Raw genomic sequence first — 24,134 nt, forward strand, 5'->3', positions numbered from 1 at the left:
CTATTTAAAATTCCAGTCAAAAATATTTCTCCATTATTTTACAGCATATTATTCCAACCACAGCTGCTATTGCAGTTGCTATTATACCTGGAATTATTGTCTCTCCGGGATTTTTCGATCCCACAGCTGCCCTTATGGAAATAACTGTAGTGGGTATAAATTGTATACAGGCTGCATTCAGTACCAGAAATAAAGACATATCGTCACTCGCCTCATCTGTCTTACCATTTAACCGTTTAAGTTCCTCCATGGCCTTTATACCAAAAGGTGTAGCTGCATTAGACAATCCCATCATATTTGCAGTAAGATTCATAACTATCGCCCCTATGGCCTTTTCATCCCCTGCAGCTTTTTTAAATAATATTTTCAAAACTGGTTTCATTACTCTAGCTATCTTATTTGTAAGTCCGCTTTTCTCCGCTATTTTCATAACACCGCACCATAGACACATTATCCCAGCCAGACTTATAACAAGTTTTACTGTTGAATCAGAAGACGAAATAATGGATTTGGATATCTCTTCTCCCCTTCCGCCCAATATCCCGAAACATATTCCAAAGCACAAGATAAAAAACCATATAATGTTGATCAAAATAATCCACCTCTAATTTACAATAGGTATTATATTTTAATATATGTTAGGTTCTATACATATAAGCCTATTCTCTATTGAAAATACTTTTTAGGAGTGTTAAATTTATACTGTGATAATTTTTTACTGGAGGTTTTCCAATGACCATTAAAGATATAATGAAATACATTGAAAGTGAATACACTATTATAAATGATACCCCCTGTGAAATATGCGGCGGGGACTACATATCCAGAGATTCTGATGTAGCTGTAATCAATGGAATCCCTTACGATATATGTGATTGCATTTGTTCAGAATGCGGTCATGAAAAAACATTTCAATTTTGCGCTCCTTTCATAGAAGACAAAGATTTAAAAAATATAAGGGGAATACTGAATTAATCAAATATTTTTCAGAAGCGAAAAGAAGAAATGCTGTAAAATTGTTTTAAAAAGCAATTTTACAGCATTTCTTCTTTCATATTTTATATTTTGTCTATTATTCTTTTAATTTGGGTATCTCAAATTTTAAATTAGCAGAATTTGATGATACATCCTGTATTGATTTCATTATATTAGGTATCTGTTTATAAGCCCAAGCTATATCCGTAGCATATTGGTGCTGCCCCGAATTAGCAGGATTCCATCTCATTTTATAAAGTGTATCTTGATTATACGAAGGGTTGTTTATATATTGAGATGCCAGCCAGCTCGCTCCCCCTTCTATAGCCTTTTCCGGAGTAGACCATCCATTTCTATAAGCTGTATCCGTTCCACCTCTTATGGGATCCTTACCTCCTGCTCCTATTCCAAAAAAATTATACACAGGTGTTCCATAAATATAATTTCCCGCACTGTTTCTAGCACCTCCACTTGCAAGCTGCGAAGTACCGTTTCCAGTTTCAAGCAGGGCATGTGATACTAAATAGGCTGCATTTATATTATTGGCTTTAGCCGCATTTAAAAAAGATTGTCCCATACCTTCAAAAATTCCCTTCCCTTTTAAAAAATCATTTAAGTTATCTACTTCAGTTCCCTCTGTATATGTAAGTTTTAAAAATTGATATTTTCCATAACTATCTAAAAAATTATTCGGATTTACATAATACTTTATTTGATTTCTCGAAGCAGTATTGTCCATTATATTTGCAGCCACAAATACAGGTGTACTATTACCTTTCAAATCAACTTGAGATTTAACTATATCATCTAAAGACACATTATATGCCAAATAGTCATCGGGATTTACATCCACGTCATCTACACATCTGAAATAATCTATATAATAATTATCATAGTCTGTGTTGGCATCCCTATGTATCCCCACAGCTCCATCTCTTTTTACATAGATAATAACTTTATACTTCTCTCCATTAGTCCCCGAACTCAATGTCTTCGAAGAAATTATTTTGCCATTTTCTTCACTGGTATAGCCATTGGTAAGTTCTGTATAAGATCCATCCGGATCATCTTGTGCATTCACAAATATTCTGTATTGAACACTTGTCCCACTACTGCAGTTTATAAAAAATTCCTGCTTTTGAGACGATAAAAGAGGCATGTATTCAAAATTATCAGAGCTTATATTTGGAAGGTACTGGTAATCAGTTCCATCAGAATAAGCATTAGCCGTAGTAAACTGCAATGTTAGAGGCTTATTTAATTTTTTACCTGAAGTTGATTCCACAGCATCGTTTATAATTAAATAATACTCTTTTCCCGGCTCATAGCCACCTGTTTTCGGACTTATTAATACAGTATTGGGATTGCTTCCCAAAGTCACTTCTACAGGAACCGGATTCTTATCTTCATCAGTAACATATATGTTGGAATTATTTACGGTACTCGGTTCCAGATTCCTACTAAATCTAACAACCCATTCTTTATTCGTATTTACATCCACTTTGGGAGTTTCCAACGGAGATTGTGCCAGCACCATCTTAAATTGAAATATTAAAATTGTAAATGTAAAAAATACTCCTAGGGCAAATATCCTTATTTTTTTGTTTTTGTCCAATTGTTACACCTCCATAATCATATAAATAACATTAACTCACTCTGAAATATCATATTTTTCATTGGCAAGGCGCCTTTCAAATTCGGCCATGCTATGATTTGCACTCACATAAACTCTATTTAGTCGATACAGTCCCTTATTTTTATTAGCCCATCCTGACTCCGTAGTAAAAGCCATCTTGTATCCGGCATTTTTTAAAGCTTTTATAGTATTTTCATTCCATTCTCCATAGGGATACGCAAAATAATATATTTTCCTGTTCAATAATTTTTCCAAAAATTCTTTAGAATTCTTCAATGTATATAACTGTTTATCATAGGATAATCTGTCCAATTTATCATGATTTACCGTATGACTTTCAATATCTATTCCATACCTTTCCATTTCTTTCAATTGATTTGAAGTGAGAAAATCCTCCTCTTTATCTATCGTACTTGTTATTATAAAAATAGTAGCTTTAAAGCCAAATTCTTTTAATATTGGGAAAGCATTTTCATAATTATCCCTGTATCCATCGTCAAAGGTGATAACCACTGACTTATCTGGTACAGGTTTGTCATGAGCTAGAAAATCATACAACTCATTCATAGTAAGTGTAGTGTATCCATTTTCTTTTAAAAATTTCATCTGTTCCCTAAATTTTTCCTTTGGAAGTCTCAGTTCATTCCCCTTTTCATATTCTATAGAATGATAATACAGCACCGGAACTGACTGGTTATTATATTTTAAATTCTTACCTGTAAATGTCCTGTCTTTCAATGAGTTCTGGTTGTTCTTTTTATTTATATTTTTTTCTTCACTATTACTATTTTCTGGATTTATTCTATTGCCGATTCCCCCTTTATAGCTCAAAATACCGCAAATTGCAGCAGCAGCAAAAAGTATTAAAGTTATTATAATCAAAAATTTTTTATGAACCATATTTTCACTTTCCTTACATGTTAATTCTATACATCCCATTGATTTAATTATAATACATAAAATTATTAAACCAAAATTTACAGGATTACTTGATTTATGCACATTATACACAAATATTCTGTTTATAACCTGTTATTATTTAATTTCAAGATCATATTTAAATGAAATTTATACCATTATATCATAAATAATCCATTATTTATACACATTATACACAATTTTGTGGACAAGATGTGTATATTTTCAAAACTGCAGTAACCAAATCAAATGATTTATCATATACTATTATCATCCATGCAACTACAAAGCTCATAAATTACAAGAACTATAAATTAACATTTCCTACTACAAAAATATACCTTTATATCTCACAAAACTAAGGGGATCCATTATCTTCTTAGTTTTTTATCTCTTTTTTCTTAACACCTTTTCATTTTTATGATATTATAAAAGTAAGAAAAACTTTTTAAAGAAAGGTGGGGTTGATTTATGAAAGATAACGTTATCAAAGTAAATTTTTCAAAAAACAATAAGAAAAAGAAGACATCATTTTTATCTTCAATAAAATTATTTTTATCAAAATTGTTTAGTTTTACAAATAAGGCCCCTGAAACAAATAAAACAAAAGACAAAGACAATAAAAAAATTATATATTATTTCAAAGATATATCTTAAGGTGCCTATAGATGCACCTTTTTATTATTTATGTGATAAAATCACATTAAACTAACTTTTATTTAAATCAAGTTTATTATAGGAGGGTTAAATATGAAAATCGGACTTGGATATGATGTCCACAAATTGGTTTATAACAGAGCTCTCATATTAGGTGGGGTGACTATTCCTTTTTTCAAGGGATTGCTTGGTCATTCCGATGCTGATGTATTGATCCATGCAATAATGGACAGTTTATTGGGAGCTTCCTGTTTGGGAGATATTGGCAGACATTTTCCAGATCAAGATAAAAAATACAAAGATATATCTAGTCTTGAATTATTATCTAAAGTATTAAATCTAATCAAAACTAACCACTATGTCATAGAAAACATAGATTCCATCATAATAGCTGAAAGGCCAAAATTATCTCCCTACATAGATCACATGAGAAAAAACATAGCTAAAACCTTAGAGATAGACATATCCATGATAAATATAAAAGCTACTACTGAAGAAGGTTTGGGATTTACAGGCAAGGGAAAAGGCATTGCCGCCCAAAGCATATGCCTTTTAAACAAAGATCACTCTAGTTGAAGATAAATAGGAATATTAATTCCTATTTATCTTCCTTGACTTCATAATTATTGACTATATTTTGAACTAATTTTTTAATTGCACTTGCCTGACATATCAAAGACATAACTACGAAGAAAACCATTATTCTCTCTTCTTCTTTTCCTTTAATATTCAAATGCATATCCTCAACTATGCTTTGAAATTTTTCTTCATTAAAGTTTTCTTTTTCCATTAAATCTTTAATACTGTTTTTTTGGAGATCTGAAAATATTTTATATGCATCTTCCCATGATATTATATCGTCTTCTCCATTATTTATTTCATTAAAAGCCAATCCAAACACTTTTTTTATCTCTTCCGTAGTAAGTATTGGTCTCATATAACTTAATAAAATAAGCTGAGTCAGATGAACTTTCGTATATCCCCTTTTCTTCCCATCCTCCAGCTTAGATATAACTTCATTTTTTATATAATTTTGTACTATATTATTTGTATAATTTTCTCCTTCGAATTTATCATTAAGATAATCTATAACCTGAGACAAAAATAAATCATATCTAGGTAAATCCTCATAAGGAATTATTGTATTATTTGATATGTTTTTTGCCACTTTATCTATATACTTCATTTCAAAACTCTGTCCGCCCAATTCTTTACAACCTCCCAATAACATGATAACCCAATTTTGCTCGAACTAAAAATCACTTGATACTAATATTATATGGCATATAAATAATCTTTACAAACTAAAGATTCATAAAATATATAAAAATATAATATTTTTATAATTAAATAGTCTTAAATTACTTAAAATAAGTTAATTTAATACTTGTTATAAGTTATTTAATACTATATAATAAATAATATAAAAAGCTTCTGATCATTAAAAACTTCCGACTATTGTACAAATAATTGCTTTAAATTAAAGATTATATACTAGCCGTCAAAAGAGTATTATGTTACCATAAAGAAAAGCTGAGAGCTTTAAGGGGGTGGCTAAAATCAAAAACAATAAAAAATTTTTTATTATATCAATAGTACTTACTTTTTTATTTCTGTCAACAGGTATTTTTAACATTCAATCAAGTAATTTTCCTGCAGGCAATACTTATAGCATTGCTTATGCCAAAGGTTCACATTTCAGTGTACATGGGCATAGTTCTGGAAGTTTTATCTCACACACAAAATCTTCCGGAGGCAATTTTAAATCAGGAAGTTTTTCTACACCTAAGTCTACTTTCCATAAAAGCTCCAGTGGTAACAGCTCTAGTGGAGATTTTAAATCAGGAAGTTTTTCCAATACACCTAATTCTTCTTCAAAGTCTAGCAACGATAAAGCCAACAGAAGCACTTCTCAGCCTGATAAAAACTATAACAACGAAAGCAGAAGATCTTTTCTTCCCATACCAATTCCCATACCATGGGGATACGGCAGCGGTTACTACGGAACCAGCAGCTTACTGGCAAGTTTTTTCTGGGGTTTTACTAAATTCGTAATATTAATACTAATAATAATATTTATCATAAACAGAATAAATAAATTCAAAAGGAAAAGATAATTTAATTAAGGAGGATTTTTTATGAGCGTGTTAAAAAGAATATCAAATATTTTCAGGTCAAAGGTAAACGGTACTTTAGATGAAATTGAAAACCCTATTGAATTGCTGGATCAGAAATTGAGAGACATGGATGACAGCCTAAATAAAGCCAAATTATCTTCAGCTCAAATATTGGGAAATGTTCATGAAATAGAAAAAAAGATAGAAGAATCAAAAAGGATATCCGCTGAATTTGACAGTAAAGTAAAACTTGCTTTAAAAAAAGGAAATGAAGAGCTGGCCAAAAAGGCCCTGGCAAGAAAGCTGGAAGCTGATAAAAGCTATAAATCTCTTGAAGCAAGTCATAAAGATGCCTGTGAAAAAGCTGAATCAGTAAAAATCAAATTAAAGGAGCTGGAAGAGGAAATTCACAAGACCAGAGTATACAGAGATGAAGCTGCTGCAAGATTCAATAATGCTGAGGCCAGTAAAAAAGTAAATGAAATAATGGCTAATGTAGATACCGGAAATAACAAAATAAATTTAGATGATATTGAAAGAAAAATTCAAAAGAAAGAAGCTTTAGCAGAAGGGTTGGGCGATTTAAAGGAAGAAAATGATTTAGATAAAGAATTCGAGAAACTTGATGAAGTTGATCTTGACGAAGAACTAAAAAAATACAAGCAAAATTAGGTGATACTATGGACAAAATTCGTAAATCTATAGAGCTTGAGAAGGATAAATATGGAAAAATATTTGTAGATATAAGTTTCGCCATAGATAATGTTTCCCCCTTTATAGATAAAGAAATTTTAGCTAGGCGAAAATATTCCGCTAAAATAACAACTTTAAAAAAATATATGGAACTGCTAGAATCCGCAGAAAGCGAACTCAATACAAAAAAATTTTTTAGAAAATCAAAGGAGGATAGATATATTTTTCTATTAGAGTCCTATAAAAATGATCACTCGGAATCTCTATCGCAGCTTGAAAAATGTTCCAATTGTGAATGTTTGAATTGTACGGCCAATTGTAAATTTGACAGCTGTCTTGGATGCAAAAGCAGCTCAAATATAACATATTGTGACAGAGAAAAAATCAACGTTACAAAACATGATGATTTTTCAATCAACCTTCTAAACAACAGAACTGGTAAAAATAACAGATATACTGTCCTAGCCACTCTCCAGGACGTAAAATTGGACAGAAAATATATTATAATTGAAAACATAAAATCCAAGGAAAAATTCATTCTTTATTATTATCCCGGAATTTCAGAGGACAGTTATGGAGAAATTAAAGATGCTCAGGAATTTGATTTTATAGTTTCTACCTTCCAAAGTGTAGATAAATAACCTAAAAAGCTGCAAGTTCAAATACTTGTCCACAGAAATCGCAATTTTATGCACATTTTCTGTGGATAAGTTACATGCCGATATTGTTATACTTACAGCAAATTAATATGAAGTTATCCACGTTGTGGATAACTTCTATTGTTAATATATATTCAATATACTCTAAAATGACTGTGATTTTAAGTAATCAATTGCCTCTTCACGGCTATTTATCCTCCCTAGATATCTAAGTTTGTTGATATCCTCGAGTATATCTTTAATAACCGGACCTCTTTTACCCAGAATTTTCATAACATCTTTTCCATTTAAAAATCTATTTTCCCTTATCTCGCAGTATAACTTATATTCCTTTAGCATACGCTCGATAAAAGCTTTAAATCTTTCCTTTTCGTTTTCTCTATCCAAATTCATCCTGGTAGCATAATTATCACAAAATGCAGTAACAAGTATTCCAATAACATAACCATCATAGCGATAAAAGAATTTATAAACAGCTTTTCTATTATTTAAAGAACCATTTTTAAAAAGTCCCAGTGGATACATATGCCCCCTAACTATATTTTCAATATAGTTTTCTGCCTTTTTAGGGAATTTCAAATTATTACAAAAATTTTTACATATCTCAGCTCCCTTTATATCATGTCCATGAAAGCTTATTTTATTGTTTTCTTTCTTATAAGCTTCATATTTGCCTATATCATGCATAAAACAAGCTAAGCCCAGATATTCGCTGAGCTCAAATTCTCCTATTTTAACTTCAAATACACTTAAATCCAAACCTTTCAAATTCATTTTGCCTTTTAAAATATCCTTAAATACCCCATATGTCAAATTCATATGGGTAAACACATCTTCTACATGATATTTACATTTTCCTATAGTCTTCAATTCATCTATATAGGGCATAATATTTTTTAATATCCCGTAATCATCCATAATTTCAAAAGCCGACCCCGATTGATCTTCCTTTATTATCCACATTAGCTCCCTAAATATTCTTTCTTTAGGTGCTTCCATTACCTTATTTGATATCTTTTCAATTTGTTTTTCCGTTTCCAGATTAAAATGCATACCGCACTTTATATAAAACCTTATTCCTCTCAATATTCGAACAGGATCTTTCTCTAAACTCTTCTCATTTACACTCTTGAGTATCCTGCTTTTTAATGCCCTCCTACCGTAAAACGGGTCAAATATCTTATCATTGATGACTCTCATAGCTATGGCATTTATAGTAAAATCTCTAGTCCCCAAATCCTCTTCAATAGAATTACCTTTCATAGATGATATGTCTATTGTATTTTTGTCTAAGATGCATCTGTATATCCCTGCATCTTCCTTTATAGGGAAAAATTTATAATCTATTTTACTCATTTCTGTCATGAACTTATGAATATTTCCCTTAATCACAAAATCTGCATCTTCAGGTTCCGCCTGTGCACTCATCAATTTATCTCTCACATACCCGCCTACTAAATAAATTTCCAGTTCCATGTCATTTGCTATATTTCTCAAATCATAAATAAATTTTTTCAAATAATTCAAATCAACCACCTACTCTTTATTATTTTACCACATAAAATAGTTTATCTTATAATATCAATAAAATATATAAAATATAATTTCGACACATAATATTCAATTATCCATTTAATTACTATTTTATTCATAAATATTAGCTATAATTTTATTTTATTTTTTTTTGCAGCTAGCCCCATGTATTTAACCTTTTCTACAAGATCAACCATCATTTTATGTACCTCAGTTGTTATTGACTTTTATATACTTGGGTAGTATATTAACTTTAGATGGAATTTCATAAGAAATTTGTAAAATATTTTATGAAATAATGTTGACTTTTAATGTAATTTTTGCTATTATTTAATTGTAGTTATGTCGAATTATGGAATTAAAGGAGGAGAGCATAAATGAAATCTACAGGTGTTGTTCGAAGAGTGGACGAGCTGGGAAGAATTGTAATCCCTATAGAATTGAGAAGAACTTTAGACATTGCTGAAAAGGATGCCTTAGAAATATATGTTGATGGTGAACAAATTATATTGAAGAAATATGAACCAGCATGTATTTTTTGTGGTGATGCAAGAGATGTAATAAACTACAAAGGCAAAAATATTTGTAAGAAATGTTTAAACGAACTCCGACAAGGTAAATAGTATTAATATTTATTAAAAAAGCTGATATGAAACTTTCACATCAGCTTTTTTAATTTTGAAATACCTATCACACATATCCACAAATACAAAAAAAGACATAGCTAAATTAGGCAAAATTCCACCCTTATTTAACTATGTATGTATATTTTTCTATTTAACAAATATGTCTAAATTATAATATAATATTTTATGTTGTTACATAACTCTTCTTCCACCTGTGAAATCCGATCTATTATCCAGACTTGCTATTTTCACAACATCACCAGTTTTAGGTGCATTGATAAAAGATCCATTTCCCACGTATATTCCCACATGATATGCAGGTGAACCGAAGAACACTAAGTCGCCCGGTTGGAGTTCACTCCTTGAAACTGCCACACCAACATTTTGCTGTGCCTGTGAAGTTCTTGGAAGATCTATGCCAAAATGTGCATACACATATTGAACTAATCCCGAACAATCGAAACCTGAAGGTGAAGTCCCGCCCCAAACATATGGCACATTTAAAAAGTTAGAGGCATATGCTACTACTGCATTTGATGTCGCTGTCTCACTGCCGCCTCTCGAAATACTACCGGTTATTCTCGGTGCCGCCTTTCTAATTTCCTGTACATTATTTGCTGCTGAAGCAATCATTTTTGAAGTTTCCGTATCAGCTACTGCAAGTTCCTTCTCCTTAGCATCCAAAGACTTTATCAAAGTATTCTCGCTGTCTTTATCACTGTTAAGCTTGGACAATTTTTCTTCATTATCAGATTTTAACACCGAAAGTTTTTCATTTTCTTGATCAAGATTTTGTTTTTGAGCAGATAATTGTTCTTTTTTAGTCGTTAAACCCGATATGACATTTTTGTCAAAGCCCATTACCTTTTTTACATTATCTAACCTAGATAAAAAATCATTTAAATTATTAGCATTTAGGACTACACCTAAATAACTGTTGGAACCATTTATGTACATAGCTTTTACTCTTTTATTAAACAACTGCTGTTGGTTCTCTAGATTCTTTTCAGTTGATTCTATATTTGATTGAGTAGCTTTTATATTATCAGTAACATTGTCAATATCTTTTTTGTTATCGTCAATTTGCTGCATAACTTGTCCTATATCATTATTTAATTTTTCAACTTTAATCTCCAAATCTTGTTTTTGCTGCTTAACTTCAGTTAATGAATCAGAATTACTTGGTGCCGCAAAAACATTTGCCCCTGTTGACAAAGCTAATGTTAAAGCCATAGCAACAGATAAGGTTTTTCTATTCAATTTATCTACCTCCCATTTTAATATTAATTTATTTTTTCCAAATTATAAATTTGGGCGCCAAATTAAATAAATTTAAAAAGATACTCTCTGGAGTATAATTTTAAATTTAAAACAGCACAGCTTTATTATATCATTAAACCATGGTTCATCTCAACGCTTATGATAAATTTTTCTTAAAAATATTAGATTTTTTTAATAAAACCCCATGATTTATTAATAATTTAATTATTTTTAAGCAATATTTTTAACAATATATCAATAAATATCTGCACTATTTTGGATCTATTTTTAAATATTACAAATTAATTGAATGTATATATATGTCAGATTTAACAGTATCTCTATCTTTGGCTACCCTTTTCACTGCATCTTTTTTACTCAGTCCCCTATCCATATACATTTTTATATGTTCTTCTATAGACAAATTCATCCATTTTTTCTTTCTTTCCTCTGCAATTTCCTCTTTGCTCTTGCCTTCCACTACAATTACAAATTCGCCTTTTATCTCTCTGTTCTTGTAATAATTTACTATCTTTCCCAGAGAAGCTCTGAACACTTCTTCATGAATTTTGGTAAGTTCTCTGCAGACAGCTGCATGCCTGTCACCCAAAACACTTCTCATCAGCTTTAAAGTACTTAACAATCTGTGGGGAGCTTCATAAAATATCAAAGTTTCCCTTCTCTCAGCTATATCTTCTAAGACATTCTTTTTACTTTTAACATCTCTAGGTAAAAAACCTTCAAAAATAAATTTTGAAGCATCCAGTCCCGAATAGATCAGCGCTGTAGTAACAGCTGTAGCTCCAGGAATCACTTCAAAATCTATTCCATAGTCTATACAATTATGTATCATAACACTGCCTGGATCTGATATTCCAGGAGTTCCCGCATCACTTACTAAAGCTATGTTGTCTCCACTCTTTAATTTTTTAATCAATTCTACAGATTTTTCCTTTTCATTGAATTTATGATAGCTGACAAGCGGTTTTTTTATATCAAAATGATTTAATAATTTCAAGCTTCTTCTTGTATCTTCAGCAGCTATTAAATCCACTCCCTTAAGGATTTCCAGGGCACGCAAAGTTATATCCTGCAAGTTGCCTATAGGAGTTGCAACTAAAAATAACTTTCCCATCATACACCATACCTTTCCTCAGATCTTCCATATATTCTATCTATTTCATCCGTATAACTTCCATCCGGTTCATGTATATATAAAGATGCACCCCACTTTAAAAAACGGCCTCCGTTGTTCTGGCCTTCTATAAGCACCATGTTGGGAGCTTTATATATACTAGGGCAAACCATCCTTATAAACTTGGGCTCAATCTTATACTTCCTCATTGTACACATGATGTCTGCAAACCTGTCAGGTCTATGAATCATATAAATTTTACCATTATCCTTTAAAAGGACTTTGGCAGCCTTTACAACGTCTTCCAGATCACAACAAATTTCATGTCGGGCAATGGCATTTTCATTTTTTGAATTTATAATTCCAGAATTCCTCAATTTGTAAGGCGGATTTACTGTGACTACATCAGATTCAGGCATGGTTTTCAAATATTCCAGATCCCTTAAATCTCCATGAAAAATTTCTACTTTTCCCTGTAGGTTATTTAACTTTACAGATCTATTGGCCATATCCACCATTTCTTTTTGTATCTCTATGCCGATTATTTTACCAGCAGGAGTTTTCCCAGCCAGTATAAATGGAACTATGCCGCTGCCGCTGCATAGATCAATCACACTCGCATTCTTCTTTATATTCGCAAAATTAGCCAGTAAAACGGCATCTACCCCAAACCTGAAAGCATCTTTTTTCTGAATCAAATGCAGACCCTTTAATTGTAGATCATCTAAGGTTTCACCTTTTCTTAAAAAATTACTCTTCAAATTTAATACCTCATTTCCAGTCTGGTTCATTATTCATCTTCAATATTTATAATTATGATTTAAACACAGATTCTTGTCAATTAAATTTGGATAAAAGAATTTAAGCACAAAAAATCCCCAGATAAATATTCCAGGGAACAACGACTTCACTCTATTTACTATTTTGCATATCATTTTGGCTTTTCACATTACTCTGACTTTTAGAAGATTGTGTGTTTGAACTATTATTTTCAACTGCATTGAATTTACTATTTAATATGATTATATCCACTCTCCTATTTCTGGCTCTTCCAGCTTCACTTGAATTATCAGCAATAGGCCTGTATTCACCATATCCAACCGCCGAAAGCTTTTGGGGCGGAATACCGGATTTCATTATAAGAAATTCAGTAACATTAGACGCCCTGTCACAGGATAATTTCCAATTGGAAGAATATTCGCTGTTACTAATAGGCACATTATCTGTATGTCCTTCTATCCTAATGTAATTTCCCAATTGATTTAAAATCTTGCCCATGTCAGTAAGCTTTTGCTGAACTTGAGGTCTTATTCCCGCTTTCCCGGTATCAAACAACAGAGTATCATTCATGCTAACTACAAGACCTCTTTCAGTTATTGTAGTAGATACACCACTGCTCATGCCGTTTTCTTTAAGGTATTTATCCACTTGTGATTTTAATTCCGCTAATTTTTTTTCTTCTTGAGCTGAATTCAGACTGTCTATTTTATTCACATCATCCTTAATGCTGGGTTTGTTGTCTTGACCTATTATAGTCTTTCCACCTCCCATGGCTACACTCAAAGATTCGGAAAGCTGTTTGTATTTATTTTGATCCACCTGACTCATGGAATACATAACAATAAAAAATATCATAAGCAGTGTTATCAAATCAGAGTAAGTCAGCATCCATCTTAACCCCTCTGGTTTTTTGCTTGGTTTTTTCCTCCTTCTCATACTTGAGCCTTCCCTTCCAATTCTTCATATCTCAATAATTCTTCTTTATTCAAAAAGCTCTTCAATTTTTCCGCTATGGTATTCGGATTTATTCCTTCCTGAATATAGAGTACACCCTCAATAATAAGTGTCTTTTCCTTTACTTCCTTCTCATCTGCTTCTTTTAATCTATTTCCTATGGGGAGCCACAGAAGATTTGCGGAACCAATACCATATAATGTAGCCAAAAATGCCAGTGCTATTTTAGGTCCTAATGTAGAAGTATCCTCCAAATTCCCCAAAACGTGCACTAGCCCCATTACAGTACCTACAATACCCATAGTAGGTGCATAACCGCCTGCACTTTCAAATATATCGGCACCCTCTCTGTGTCTTTCTGACATAGAATCTAGTTCTAATTCCAATATACTTCTGACAGCTTGCGGATCTACTCCATCTACAACAAGTTGAAGACCTTTTTTTATAAAGGGATCTAGATTAGGATCATTAGAAACTTCGCCTTCCAAACTCAACAAACCATTTTTCCTTGTTTTATAGGATACATCCTTAAAATATGAAATTAAAGCCGGCAAATCTGTTTTCCTGGGATTAAAAAGTACTTTAAATATTTTAGGAATTCTTTTTAATATATCCATTGGGAAAGATAAACCTGTAGCACCAATTGTTCCACCAAAAACTATTATGGCCGCAGTAGCTCCTAAAAGTGCTGTTGCCTGACCACCTTCCAGCATATAACCAGCTACTACTGAAAATAACCCAAACAGCAAAAATATAACAACAGATATATCCATTTTTTCTCCTCCATCTAGTTAATTTAATCCTGGCTTTTAGTTTACACTTGTTACATCTATATAAATATTCGTATAAAATTTAATAGTCTTTACCGTTAATGCAAATTATTCGGAGATATAAACTTCATTTATACAGGTTAATTTTTTAACACTTACAGGCACAGGTTTTTTATCTCTCTAGAATTAAATCCATACAGATACTTGTCCAATTTAAAAAGACTACCATACTTAGGCAGTCTTTTTAAATGTTAATCTTCCTGAACTGGTGCTCCTACCGGGCAAACATTAGCACAGTTTCCGCACTCTATACAGGTATCTGCATCTATTACAAATTGAGTATCCCCTTGACTTATAGCATCAACTGGGCATTCTGAAGCACATGTTCCACAACTTACACAAGCATCTGTAATTTTATATGCCATTTATGTCACACCTCCTTATAGATCCTACTATTATTTATCCTATCCCTTGCTATTCTACCATATTTATTATTACTTTTAAAGAGAATTTTATAATACCATGTAACCCATATCTTCAAGACACTGTATTATTTTATCCTCCGTTACAAAATAATTGTCATACACCACGTACACTTCACTTTTTTCTCTATTAATCTCAAAGGCAATAATTCCCTCATTGCTGGAAATGCAATGTCTTATTCTATTGATATCTTCGGAAGTACGCATATCAGAAACTTTAAGTACGGATTTCATATGCCACCTCTCTAATCCTCTTTAAATAATTTTTTAATTGAATTTGCATCTGTTTTTTCCACATTTTCATTTTCCGTATTGACTTCTACCTCATCATCATTTGCGCTGTCTTCAAATTCCCCTGAAACCATTTCAACTTGGTCTATAGATACTTCTTTTAATACATCCTCCCCATCTTCATTTTTTATTTTTACTTTAACATTTTCCTTCACAACAGAATTTCCTATAACCTCTCCACTTCCATAATCCGTTTTTATAATGGAACCTTTTTTAGGTAATTTTTGTCTTATCTTTTCATATGCCTCCTGTTCATAATTCAAGCAGCACATAAGTCTTCCACATATACCGGATATTTTAGTTGGATTCAAAGATAAATTTTGTTCTTTTGCCATTTTTATAGATACAGGCACAAAATCCCCCAAAAATGTAGAACAGCACATAATCCTTCCGCAAGGACCCAATCCACCTATCATTTTGGCTTCATCCCTTACCCCTATTTGCCTAAGTTCTATCCTTGTTCTGAATATAGAAGCAAGATCCTTTACCAATTCCCTAAAGTCCACCCTGCCGTCTGCGGTAAAATAAAAAATTACTTTATTATTATCAAACGTATATTCCACGTCTATAAGTTTCATCTTTAAATTATGCTGTTTGATTTTTTCTACACATATTCCAAAAGCTTTTTTTTCCTTCTTCTTATTATCATTGTACTTCTTTATATCTTCTCCCGTAGCCACTCTTAAGACATTTTTAAGTGGTGAAACAATATCACTTTCATCTATATTTTTCGGTTTTATGACACATCTGCCAAATTCAACTCCCCTTGCTGTCTCTACTATTACGTTGTCTTCTTTTTGTATATCTAAATCAGCCGGTGAAAAATAATATATTTTACCTGCTTTCTTAAAACGTACACCTACTACCATTACCATATTTAATCTATACCTCCTGCATTTTCACCAACATAGAATCAAAAACCAATGCCGGATTAACGTTTTTTCCCAGTTTTCCTTTAGTTGCCTTGACAATATTAACAAGAGCATTTAACTTTTTAAATGAAAACATTTCACTTATAATTTTTATATATTCAAATTTATCCGCATTTACAATCAACTTTTTATTGCCTGTTTCCTTATACACAAGTACATCACGTATATACGCCAAAATGCAAGTTAGTATTTCCTGCCACTCATCTTTTATACTGAGCAAATAATTAGAAAATCGTAAAAAATAATCCACGTCATCATCTTTCAACCTTTTGAGCATATCCGCGACAGCATCCCTTATTTCACATAAATGAGAGTCGGAAATGAATCTTTCCGCTCTCCCAGGTATTCCGTCACTAAAAGCTAGAACGGAATTGATCTCCTCTTCATCCAACTGAGGATATCTATTTCCCAAAAACAAAAGCATATCCTCTTGACTCAACCTGTTAAACTTGTAAACCTGGCACCTAGATTTTATTGTATCCAAAATGCCATCCAATTTTTCACATAGAAGCACCATAAAGCTTTCTAAAGGGGGTTCTTCTATAGTTTTTAGCAATGCATTTTGGGCTGCTTCTGTCATTTTATCAGCATTATATATTATTATCACCTTTTTATCACACTCATAAGGCTTTTTATTTATCTCTTCAATTATATTTTTTGACTCTTCTATTCCAATGGATTTTCTTCCTTTAGGCACTTTAAACTCAATCATATCAACATAAGGTTTTAGTTCATTCTTACCCAATACTCTTATAGCCATTTCTTTAGCAACCATACTCTTGCCTATACCATTTTCCCCTACTAAAATATGGGCATGTGAAAATCTGTTCAATTTTATGGAATTTTTTATCTGCAATTTTATACCCTGATGTCCTATTATTCTATAAGAGCTCACTAAATATTCCTCCTGTTAAATTCTTATGAATTTATCCACGTCCACCACAAATATATTAGCTCCTCCAACTTCTACTTCCACTGGATAGGGCATATATACTCCTGTAGAGCTGGCAACAGATGAAGGAGTCGTTATAATCTGTTTCCTGGTTTTACAGATTTTTTCTATACGATCTATAACCTTATCCACGTCTTTTTCTTCAACGCCTATCATCAAAGTGGTATTACCTGCTTTTAAAAATCCTCCTGTAGTAGCAAGTTTAGTTACTTCAAATCCACCTTCCGTCAAAGTTTCCAACAAGTCGCCAGCATCGTCATCTTGAACAATAGCTATAATCAACTTCATAAGGGTTCCTCCTTATCACCTATTTAATTCAAGAAATATTCCTCAAATTAATATAATAATTATAACATAATTTTCATTATCTTATGTCAGTTTAGATACTAACTTTATTATACTTTATTTAAGTATATTTTTTACTAGAAAATATATATCTTTATGTACTTCATCCACACTCTTTATTTTTCCGTTCTGTACACAAGAGACCTTATTCCAATTATATCTGTCAGAAATATATAATGCATTTTCATAGGATTTCGTTAAATAGCGATAATTACTTTCATGTATATCTTTTATGGAATTTCCCGTAAATTTATTGTCCCTATGGACAACAAGTTGCCTGCTGTATTCAGGCGGCATATCCAAGAATATTACACAATCAGGTACAGGAAGTTCAAATATATTGAATTCAAAATCCCAAAGCCAGCCTAAGAATTTATTCTTTTCTTTTAAATCATCAATTTTAGAAGCCTGATGTATCATATTTGCTGTAGTGTATCTATCTGCCAATACTATTCCACCTTGATCGTAAAACTTTTTCCATTTCATTTTATATGACGCAAATCTATCCACGCTGTAAAATGTAGAAGCTGCATAGGCATTAACATCTTCAGGGTCTTTCCCGAAATCTCCGTTTAAATACATTTTGACAAGAGCTGAAGAATTACTGGCATAATCAGGATATTCCACTTTTGTTATATCGTATTTTTCTTTCAAAAGTCTCTTATAAAGTATTTCCGTCTGCGTTGCTTTGCCGCTTCCATCACATCCTTCTATAACTATAAGTTTTCCCTTTAATGATGATTTCAATTTCATTTCCTCCAAAATTTATTTGATAATTTTTATTTCATTGTCCTTTATCCCTATCAAATCCGCCCCATTTTCAACATAATAGCTGATAATTTCTACAATATTTCTGTCTATCAATTCTCCCATCAGAAGTATGGGAACTCCCGGCGGATAAGGTATTACATTCACCCCGCTTATTTTTCCTACGGAATCGCCCAAACTCACACCTTGTTTTTCCCTTCTCAAAGCTTCCCAAGGTAACATTTTAGCCTCAGGTATATCATATTCAACTATATCCAAACATTTATGCTTAAGCTTATCCAGATTGCAATTTTTCAATGCATTATATAATGCATCATATTCTTCCTTCCTGTTAAAGGGTGAAAAGATAAGTATTACATTTGAACTGTCGCTCATCTCACACTGTATTCCGCATTTTCTTAAATATTTCAGCAATAAATTTCCATCAAAATTTTTTTCCAGGTTTATAACATATCTAGTTGTATCCATATCCCATATATCAGGTAAATTTGCATCCATACTGTGTTCCCTATTAAAACTTGCTATATCTTCTCTCCCGATTATGCTCAGACCACTTACAGAATTTATTTTTTCCCCATAATATTGATTCCTTTTAATAAGTTTTCCATAATCCCTGCATCCGTATTCTTCCAAATAAAACCTGGCATAATCCATGGAACAAAGCGCTATATAGGAAGGACTAGTACTTGAAAATACATCGAAATAAAAATCTGCCCTGTCAATATCGTCTTCGTTATTAACGTGAAGATAAGCACTTTGAGTCAAACTGCACAGAGTTTTATGAGCACTTGTAACTACCATATCTGCTCCCAGTTTTACCGCACTTTTAGGTAAATCCGGGTGAATTCCAAAATGAGCTCCATGCGCACAGTCAACCAATACCTTCATATTATACTTTTTAGCTTCTTCTATTATAAGCTTTAAATTACTGCACAAGCCATAATAATTAGGATATGTAACTACGATGCCCTTGGCATCTTTATTTTTTTTTATAATTTGTAAAAAATGCTCCAAATCTATAGAAACTGGAGCATTTAATCTTTTACTTATAATATTTTTTAAATATACGGGTTTTAATTTTCTCATAATTATACCATTGAATATGGAACTATGGCAGCTTCTTCCCACTAAGATCTTATCACCCTCATTAAAACTGCTAAATAGCATTATCATATTTCCAGAGGTGCTGCCATTGACTAAAAAATAAGATTTTTTGCTTCCATAAAAATCCCTAAGACGCTCACTTGCATCTAATATTATACCCTTCTGGTTATGAAGGTTGTCTACACCCTCTATTTCTGTAATATCAAACTTTAAAATATTGTCTGCAAATTTTCTTCCTATAGAAGTATTATAAAATCCCCTTCCATTTTTATGTCCAGGCATACAAAAGGATATATTGTTTTCCTTAATATACTTCAAGACTCCATTTAAAAGTGGTAATTCTGACAATTCTTTGTCTCTCCTCTTATTATATAATGTACTATAGTCTTCTTTATTCTTTTCCTATAGTGCTCGTAAAAATCCAAATTATTTTTTAATTTCAACAGTCTTTCTTCGCAGGAGGAACAAATCCCTCTGCCATATATTATTATACCATTACTCAAAGGCTTTCCACATATAATACAATATTTTTTTTTCATTCATATCCTCCTAGTAAGTCGTATTTGCAAATTAATAAAATAAGTTTATTATTTAAATTCTTACCTTTTAATGTAGATGATATTCAATTTTATTTTTTCTTATAATATATAATATTCAATTTTACACTAAAATTTGTTTTGTCCACCTAAATAATTTTATTTTTATTTATACTAAGTATTTAAAATTATATTTTATAAGTTATAATATATGTAACTACATTTAATTTAAATTTCAGCGGAGGATTTCATCATATGATTTCAATTTATAAAACCATGGATACATCAAACAAGTTACAGGCTCTAGATACTATAGAACACGGATGTTGGATCAATATTGTAGCTCCTACGGATGAAGATCTGCTTCTGATATCAAAAAAATCGGGAGTTTCATTGGATTTTCTAAGAGCTGCCCTCGACGAAGAAGAAACATCCCGTATAGATACCGAAGATAATAACTTACTGGTAATAGTTGACATACCTTTTACAGAAATGGAAGTTAATTCCTTGACTTATGATTCCTATCCTCTGGCAATTATCCATACGGAATTTAACCTGATAACAGTTTGTTTGAAAAACAGCAAAATACTTACAGATTTTATAGATGGAAAGGTCAAATCCTTTTATACCTTTAAACGTTCCAGATTTATTTTACAGATACTATACAGAATAGCAAGCTACTATTTGCTCTATCTGAGACAAATAGATAAAAAAAGTGTAATGATAGAGCAAAAGCTGCACAGATCCATGAAAAATAAGGAATTTATTCAGCTTCTATCGCTGGAAAAATCTCTTGTTTATTTTTCTACATCATTAAAGGCAAATGAAATAACTTTAGAAAAAATGCTGAAATTAGAGATTTTACAGAAATATCCTGAAGATCAAGATATAATGGAAGATGTCATTATCGAAAATAAGCAGGCAATAGAAATGACAAATATCTACAGCAATATTTTAGGCGGAACTATGGATGCATTTGCCTCTGTAGTATCCAACAATCTAAATATAGTAATGAAATTTTTAGCCTCTGTAACTATAGTTATGTCCATTCCAAACATAATATTCGGCTCCTTTGGAATGAATTTAAAGGGAATACCCTTTGCTGCTTATAAAAATGGCTTTTGGAGCGTATATGTAATAACAGCCGTTATTTGTGTAATATGTATAATATTCTTGAAAAAAAGGGATTTATTTTAATTAATTTTGGGATGTGATATTTTGATTGGAAAGAGATTGAAAAAAGGGGATACCATAGGTATTATATCTCCATCAGGTGCCTTGGAACCTGAAAAAATAGAAAATAGCCTTAAGACCTTAAATGATCTTGGCTTTAATATAAAAGAGGGAAAACACATATATGACAGGTGGGGTTACCTGGCGGGAAAAGATATGGACAGAGCCCAAGACTTAATGGACATGTTTATGGATCAAGAGGTTGATATGATATTATGTACACGGGGCGGTTACGGCACTATGAGAATATTGGATCTGATAGATTTCAATATAATAGGAAAAAATCCCAAGATATTTGCCGGATTCAGCGACATAACCGCATTGTTGAATAGCATATTTCAAAGGTGCGGTATTATTACCTTTCATTCTCCTATGTGTAATACGGACTTTGATGATTTTACATTAAAAAGTTTTTTGAATACATTAATGAACGGCCACTCTTCACTTATCATAGAAAACCCTGAAAATATACCTACAAATTATTTTAACGGTGAATATGCAAGTGGAAAACTAATTGGAGGCAATCTATCATTGATATGCAGTTTACTTGGTACCCCCTATTCCATAGACACTACAGATAAAATACTGTTTATAGAAGATATAGGTGAAGAACCTTATCGAATTGACAGAATGCTCACCCAGCTTACATTAAGCGGCGATCTTCAAAAATGCAGGGGGTTCATCATAGGTCAATTCAAAAACTGTCAGCTTCCACACTATGAACGAAGTCTCACTTTGACCGAAATATTAGAAGATAGAATACTGAGTTTAAAAAAGCCTACCTTAAGCAACTTTCAATCGGGTCATTCTTATCCAAGAATAACTCTTCCAATCGGCACCAACGTAGAAGTTGATTTCAAGGAGGGAAAAATCAATTTATTGGAACCTGCAGTAAAATGATAAATATAAAGCAGCCTTTTTACCAAATAGACTGCTTTATTACTATACTTATATGGAGGCGCCGCCCAGACTTGAACTGGGGATAAAGGTTTTGCAGACCTCTGCCTTACCACTTGGCTACAGCGCCCTATTAATATTCAACGAACTTTATTATATCATTAATACATATATCCTGTCAATCCAAATATGTTATAATATAGACAGAGGTGATATTATGAGTTATGAAAATTTAAAATCTGCTGTAGATAATAGTACGAATATTGTATTTCTAGGAGGCGCAGGAGTTTCCACAGAATCAAATATCCCAGATTTTAGATCTGAAGCGGGTCTTTATAAAACTAAAAACAATTATTCATATCCTCCTGAAGTAATGTTAAGTCATTCATTTTTTATGTCTCATACTGAAGATTTTTTTGAATTCTACAGGAAAAAAATGATATATAAAGATGCAAAACCAAACGATGCACATTATGCTCTAGCTGAATTGGAAAAAAAAGGAAAATTAAAAGCCATAGTAACTCAAAACATAGATGGCCTTCACCAGATGGCAGGATCAAAGAATGTTTTAGAGCTGCACGGTTCAATTCACCGAAATCACTGTACCAAATGCCATAAATTTTTCGATTTGAATTATATAATAAACAGTCCCGATATTATTCCTAAATGTGATAAATGCAACGGACTTGTGAAACCCGACGTAGTCTTATATGAAGAAAGCTTAGACATGAATGTATTAAACAAATCTGTCCAATACATAAGTCAAGCTGACACCCTAATTGTAGGGGGAACATCCCTGGTAGTATATCCTGCTGCAGGATTAATCAATTATTTCAAAGGCAAAAACCTTGTACTTATAAATAAATCCTCTACACCCTATGACAATAGAGCTGACATAGTTATACACGATAAAATAGGTACAGTTCTAAAAAGTGTTTTGTGAAAATAATATGGGAGGAAAAAATATGCCTAGATTTGCATAAATCAAACCTAGGCATATTATTTTATTTTAGAATCCATCTCAAGCTATTTAATCTCCACTTTATATTTATTTTTGAGTTCATTCGTAAATTGATTGTATTTAAATATCTGTCTTTCCTGAAGCAATCCATTTTTAATTGCACCTTTAACTTCATCAAAAGTTTTTACAGAAGGTCCTTCTTTCTTCTCAACTTTTATAAGATGATACCCAAATTGAGTTTTTACAGGCTGGCTCACCACTCCTATATCCAACTGAAAAGCTGCATTTTCAAATTCAGGCACCATTTGTCCTCTTGTAAATTTTCCAAGATTTCCTCCTTGTTTTTTTGACGGACATAGAGAATATTTCACAGCAGCATCTTCAAAAGGCAATCCATTTTTTATCTTTTCCAATACCTTATTGGCTTTTTCAAGAGAGTCCAGCAGTATATGCTTTGCAGTTATGCTTTCAGGATTTTTATACATATTTCTATTGGCATTATAATAATCTTTAACTTCATCATCTGTAACTTTAGCAACCTTTATAATTTTACCAACTGCTACTTGAGTTAATATTTGTTTCTTAGCAGCTTCTATTCTAGCCAAATAATTCTTATCATCTTCCATATGCTCATCTTTAGCATAATCATAAACAAGTTCAAAAGATATTAGCTCGTCTAACAACTGCTGTTTGCCTTTTTCAGTTTTAAAATATTGCTGTCTTTCCGGTGGAAACTTTCTTATTGAATTTTGCAAATCTTGTTCAGTTATTTTCATACCATTGACAACTGCTAATACATCATCTCGCATATATTTTCTCCTCATTTATATATTTTATTGTATAAAACTAAGAGTTTCAGGTTCACCTGAAACTCTTGGTGGCCAGACCAGGAATCGAACCAGGGACACGAGGATTTTCAG

Annotated in this window: 29 protein-coding genes and 1 tRNA gene; 10 read left to right on the forward strand and 20 right to left on the reverse strand. The window is 31.9% G+C overall.

What is annotated here, in order from left to right; all coding sequences use genetic code 11:
- Positions 1 to 16: 16 nt before the first annotated feature.
- Positions 17 to 592 (reverse strand): nucleoside recognition domain-containing protein, encoded by a 576-nt coding sequence (locus AB8S09_RS03470; protein WP_294182248.1) that lies wholly within the window; start codon positions 590 to 592, stop codon positions 17 to 19.
- A gap of 140 nt (positions 593 to 732) precedes the next feature.
- On the opposite strand from AB8S09_RS03470, the gene AB8S09_RS03475 reads away from it, so the two are divergent.
- Positions 733 to 975 carry a metal-binding protein gene (locus AB8S09_RS03475; protein ID WP_294182249.1) on the forward strand — a complete coding sequence of 81 codons (243 nt, stop codon included), beginning with the start codon at positions 733 to 735 and terminating at the stop codon, positions 973 to 975.
- A gap of 97 nt (positions 976 to 1,072) precedes the next feature.
- Here the strand turns inward: AB8S09_RS03475 and AB8S09_RS03480 are convergent, their stop codons facing one another.
- Together AB8S09_RS03480 and AB8S09_RS03485 are read right to left on the reverse strand one after the other, a co-directional pair.
- Complete coding sequence (locus AB8S09_RS03480) at positions 1,073 to 2,590, reverse strand: glucosaminidase domain-containing protein (RefSeq protein WP_369868489.1); 1,518 nt, start codon at positions 2,588 to 2,590, stop codon at positions 1,073 to 1,075.
- A gap of 36 nt (positions 2,591 to 2,626) precedes the next feature.
- On the reverse strand, positions 2,627 to 3,511 hold the full coding sequence (locus AB8S09_RS03485; protein WP_369868490.1) for a polysaccharide deacetylase family protein: 885 nt from the start codon (positions 3,509 to 3,511) through the stop codon (positions 2,627 to 2,629).
- A 489-nt stretch (positions 3,512 to 4,000) separates the two neighbouring features.
- Here AB8S09_RS03485 and AB8S09_RS03490 point away from each other — a divergent pair, with 489 nt between their 5' ends.
- Entirely contained in the window at positions 4,001 to 4,186 is a 186-nt protein-coding gene (locus tag AB8S09_RS03490) for a hypothetical protein (protein ID WP_294182252.1), read from the forward strand.
- Between the two features lie 93 nt (positions 4,187 to 4,279).
- Positions 4,280 to 4,762: a 2-C-methyl-D-erythritol 2,4-cyclodiphosphate synthase gene (gene ispF, locus AB8S09_RS03495; RefSeq protein WP_294182253.1), complete on the forward strand. Its 483-nt coding sequence runs from the start codon at positions 4,280 to 4,282 to the stop codon at positions 4,760 to 4,762.
- 22 nt (positions 4,763 to 4,784) lie between these two features.
- On the opposite strand, the gene AB8S09_RS03500 is transcribed toward ispF, so the two are convergent.
- The gene (locus AB8S09_RS03500; RefSeq protein WP_369868500.1) at positions 4,785 to 5,372 is read right to left on the reverse strand and encodes a DUF1836 domain-containing protein; all 588 of its coding nucleotides are present in this window, start codon (positions 5,370 to 5,372) and stop codon (positions 4,785 to 4,787) included.
- Positions 5,373 to 5,893: 521 nt separating this feature from the next.
- On the opposite strand from AB8S09_RS03500, the gene AB8S09_RS03505 reads away from it, so the two are divergent.
- The 3 genes from AB8S09_RS03505 to AB8S09_RS03515 all read left to right on the forward strand — a co-directional run bounded on the left by AB8S09_RS03505 (position 5,894) and on the right by AB8S09_RS03515 (position 7,637).
- Positions 5,894 to 6,241 (forward strand): hypothetical protein, encoded by a 348-nt coding sequence (locus AB8S09_RS03505; protein WP_369868491.1) that lies wholly within the window; start codon positions 5,894 to 5,896, stop codon positions 6,239 to 6,241.
- Between the two features lie 83 nt (positions 6,242 to 6,324).
- On the forward strand, positions 6,325 to 6,975 hold the full coding sequence (locus AB8S09_RS03510; protein WP_294182255.1) for a PspA/IM30 family protein: 651 nt from the start codon (positions 6,325 to 6,327) through the stop codon (positions 6,973 to 6,975).
- An 8-nt stretch (positions 6,976 to 6,983) separates the two neighbouring features.
- Positions 6,984 to 7,637, forward strand: a complete 654-nt coding sequence (locus tag AB8S09_RS03515; RefSeq protein WP_294182256.1) for a DUF1292 domain-containing protein — start codon at positions 6,984 to 6,986, stop codon at positions 7,635 to 7,637.
- 162 nt (positions 7,638 to 7,799) lie between these two features.
- Here the strand turns inward: AB8S09_RS03515 and AB8S09_RS03520 are convergent, their stop codons facing one another.
- Positions 7,800 to 9,191 carry a tRNA nucleotidyltransferase/poly(A) polymerase-related protein gene (locus tag AB8S09_RS03520; protein ID WP_369868492.1) on the reverse strand — a complete coding sequence of 464 codons (1,392 nt, stop codon included), beginning with the start codon at positions 9,189 to 9,191 and terminating at the stop codon, positions 7,800 to 7,802.
- A 374-nt stretch (positions 9,192 to 9,565) separates the two neighbouring features.
- Between AB8S09_RS03520 and AB8S09_RS03525 the strand changes: the two genes are divergently transcribed.
- Positions 9,566 to 9,811 (forward strand): AbrB/MazE/SpoVT family DNA-binding domain-containing protein, encoded by a 246-nt coding sequence (locus AB8S09_RS03525; RefSeq protein ID WP_294182258.1) that lies wholly within the window; start codon positions 9,566 to 9,568, stop codon positions 9,809 to 9,811.
- 195 nt (positions 9,812 to 10,006) lie between these two features.
- Here the strand turns inward: AB8S09_RS03525 and AB8S09_RS03530 are convergent, their stop codons facing one another.
- From AB8S09_RS03530 to AB8S09_RS03590, 13 genes are all read right to left on the reverse strand, one after another.
- On the reverse strand, positions 10,007 to 11,074 hold the full coding sequence (locus tag AB8S09_RS03530) for a C40 family peptidase (RefSeq protein WP_294182259.1): 1,068 nt from the start codon (positions 11,072 to 11,074) through the stop codon (positions 10,007 to 10,009).
- A 295-nt stretch (positions 11,075 to 11,369) separates the two neighbouring features.
- Positions 11,370 to 12,212 carry a 16S rRNA (cytidine(1402)-2'-O)-methyltransferase gene (rsmI, locus tag AB8S09_RS03535; protein ID WP_294182260.1) on the reverse strand — a complete coding sequence of 281 codons (843 nt, stop codon included), beginning with the start codon at positions 12,210 to 12,212 and terminating at the stop codon, positions 11,370 to 11,372.
- Positions 12,209 to 12,970 (reverse strand): tRNA1(Val) (adenine(37)-N6)-methyltransferase, encoded by a 762-nt coding sequence (locus tag AB8S09_RS03540; protein WP_294182261.1) that lies wholly within the window; start codon positions 12,968 to 12,970, stop codon positions 12,209 to 12,211. Before AB8S09_RS03540 ends, rsmI begins: the two co-directional genes overlap by 4 nt.
- Positions 12,971 to 13,121: 151 nt before the next feature.
- Entirely contained in the window at positions 13,122 to 13,925 is an 804-nt protein-coding gene (locus AB8S09_RS03545; protein WP_294182262.1) for an OmpA/MotB family protein, read from the reverse strand.
- Positions 13,922 to 14,716 carry a flagellar motor protein gene (locus AB8S09_RS03550; protein WP_294182263.1) on the reverse strand — a complete coding sequence of 265 codons (795 nt, stop codon included), beginning with the start codon at positions 14,714 to 14,716 and terminating at the stop codon, positions 13,922 to 13,924. Before AB8S09_RS03550 ends, AB8S09_RS03545 begins: the two co-directional genes overlap by 4 nt.
- Positions 14,717 to 14,964: 248 nt before the next feature.
- Positions 14,965 to 15,138, reverse strand: a complete 174-nt coding sequence (gene fdxA / locus AB8S09_RS03555) for a 4Fe-4S ferredoxin (RefSeq protein ID WP_294182264.1) — start codon at positions 15,136 to 15,138, stop codon at positions 14,965 to 14,967.
- A gap of 87 nt (positions 15,139 to 15,225) precedes the next feature.
- Positions 15,226 to 15,429 carry a heavy-metal-associated domain-containing protein gene (locus AB8S09_RS03560; RefSeq protein WP_294182265.1) on the reverse strand — a complete coding sequence of 68 codons (204 nt, stop codon included), beginning with the start codon at positions 15,427 to 15,429 and terminating at the stop codon, positions 15,226 to 15,228.
- Positions 15,430 to 15,440: 11 nt separating this feature from the next.
- Positions 15,441 to 16,361 (reverse strand): PSP1 domain-containing protein, encoded by a 921-nt coding sequence (locus AB8S09_RS03565; protein ID WP_294182266.1) that lies wholly within the window; start codon positions 16,359 to 16,361, stop codon positions 15,441 to 15,443.
- Positions 16,362 to 16,368: 7 nt separating this feature from the next.
- On the reverse strand, positions 16,369 to 17,313 hold the full coding sequence (locus AB8S09_RS03570) for a DNA polymerase III subunit delta' (protein WP_294182267.1): 945 nt from the start codon (positions 17,311 to 17,313) through the stop codon (positions 16,369 to 16,371).
- A 15-nt stretch (positions 17,314 to 17,328) separates the two neighbouring features.
- Positions 17,329 to 17,658 carry a cyclic di-AMP receptor DarA gene (gene darA, locus AB8S09_RS03575; protein WP_294182268.1) on the reverse strand — a complete coding sequence of 110 codons (330 nt, stop codon included), beginning with the start codon at positions 17,656 to 17,658 and terminating at the stop codon, positions 17,329 to 17,331.
- 114 nt (positions 17,659 to 17,772) lie between these two features.
- Positions 17,773 to 18,462 (reverse strand): dTMP kinase, encoded by a 690-nt coding sequence (locus AB8S09_RS03580; protein ID WP_369868493.1) that lies wholly within the window; start codon positions 18,460 to 18,462, stop codon positions 17,773 to 17,775.
- An 18-nt stretch (positions 18,463 to 18,480) separates the two neighbouring features.
- Complete coding sequence (locus tag AB8S09_RS03585; protein ID WP_294182270.1) at positions 18,481 to 19,935, reverse strand: aminotransferase class I/II-fold pyridoxal phosphate-dependent enzyme; 1,455 nt, start codon at positions 19,933 to 19,935, stop codon at positions 18,481 to 18,483.
- Entirely contained in the window at positions 19,914 to 20,126 is a 213-nt protein-coding gene (locus tag AB8S09_RS03590; RefSeq protein ID WP_294182271.1) for a sigma factor G inhibitor Gin, read from the reverse strand. The genes AB8S09_RS03585 and AB8S09_RS03590 overlap by 22 nt, the downstream gene beginning before the upstream one ends.
- 252 nt (positions 20,127 to 20,378) lie before the next feature.
- Between AB8S09_RS03590 and AB8S09_RS03595 the strand changes: the two genes are divergently transcribed.
- Complete coding sequence (locus AB8S09_RS03595; protein WP_294182272.1) at positions 20,379 to 21,320, forward strand: magnesium transporter CorA family protein; 942 nt, start codon at positions 20,379 to 20,381, stop codon at positions 21,318 to 21,320.
- Positions 21,321 to 21,341: 21 nt separating this feature from the next.
- Complete coding sequence (locus tag AB8S09_RS03600) at positions 21,342 to 22,256, forward strand: S66 peptidase family protein (RefSeq protein ID WP_294182273.1); 915 nt, start codon at positions 21,342 to 21,344, stop codon at positions 22,254 to 22,256.
- A 53-nt stretch (positions 22,257 to 22,309) separates the two neighbouring features.
- Here the strand turns inward: AB8S09_RS03600 and AB8S09_RS03605 are convergent.
- Positions 22,310 to 22,383: transfer RNA gene (locus AB8S09_RS03605), tRNA-Cys, on the reverse strand.
- Between the two features lie 87 nt (positions 22,384 to 22,470).
- Here AB8S09_RS03605 and AB8S09_RS03610 point away from each other — a divergent pair.
- Positions 22,471 to 23,196 carry an NAD-dependent protein deacylase gene (locus tag AB8S09_RS03610; RefSeq protein ID WP_294182274.1) on the forward strand — a complete coding sequence of 242 codons (726 nt, stop codon included), beginning with the start codon at positions 22,471 to 22,473 and terminating at the stop codon, positions 23,194 to 23,196.
- An 83-nt stretch (positions 23,197 to 23,279) separates the two neighbouring features.
- Here AB8S09_RS03610 and AB8S09_RS03615 read toward each other — a convergent pair whose 3' ends face one another.
- A complete protein-coding gene (locus AB8S09_RS03615) occupies positions 23,280 to 24,023 on the reverse strand; it encodes a peptidylprolyl isomerase (RefSeq protein WP_294182275.1) in 744 nt (247 codons plus the stop codon).
- Positions 24,024 to 24,134 lie beyond the last annotated feature (111 nt).

Source organism: Clostridium lapidicellarium (assembly GCF_041224415.1).
Taxonomy (GTDB): domain Bacteria; phylum Bacillota; class Clostridia; order Clostridiales; family Clostridiaceae; genus Clostridium_B; species Clostridium_B lapidicellarium.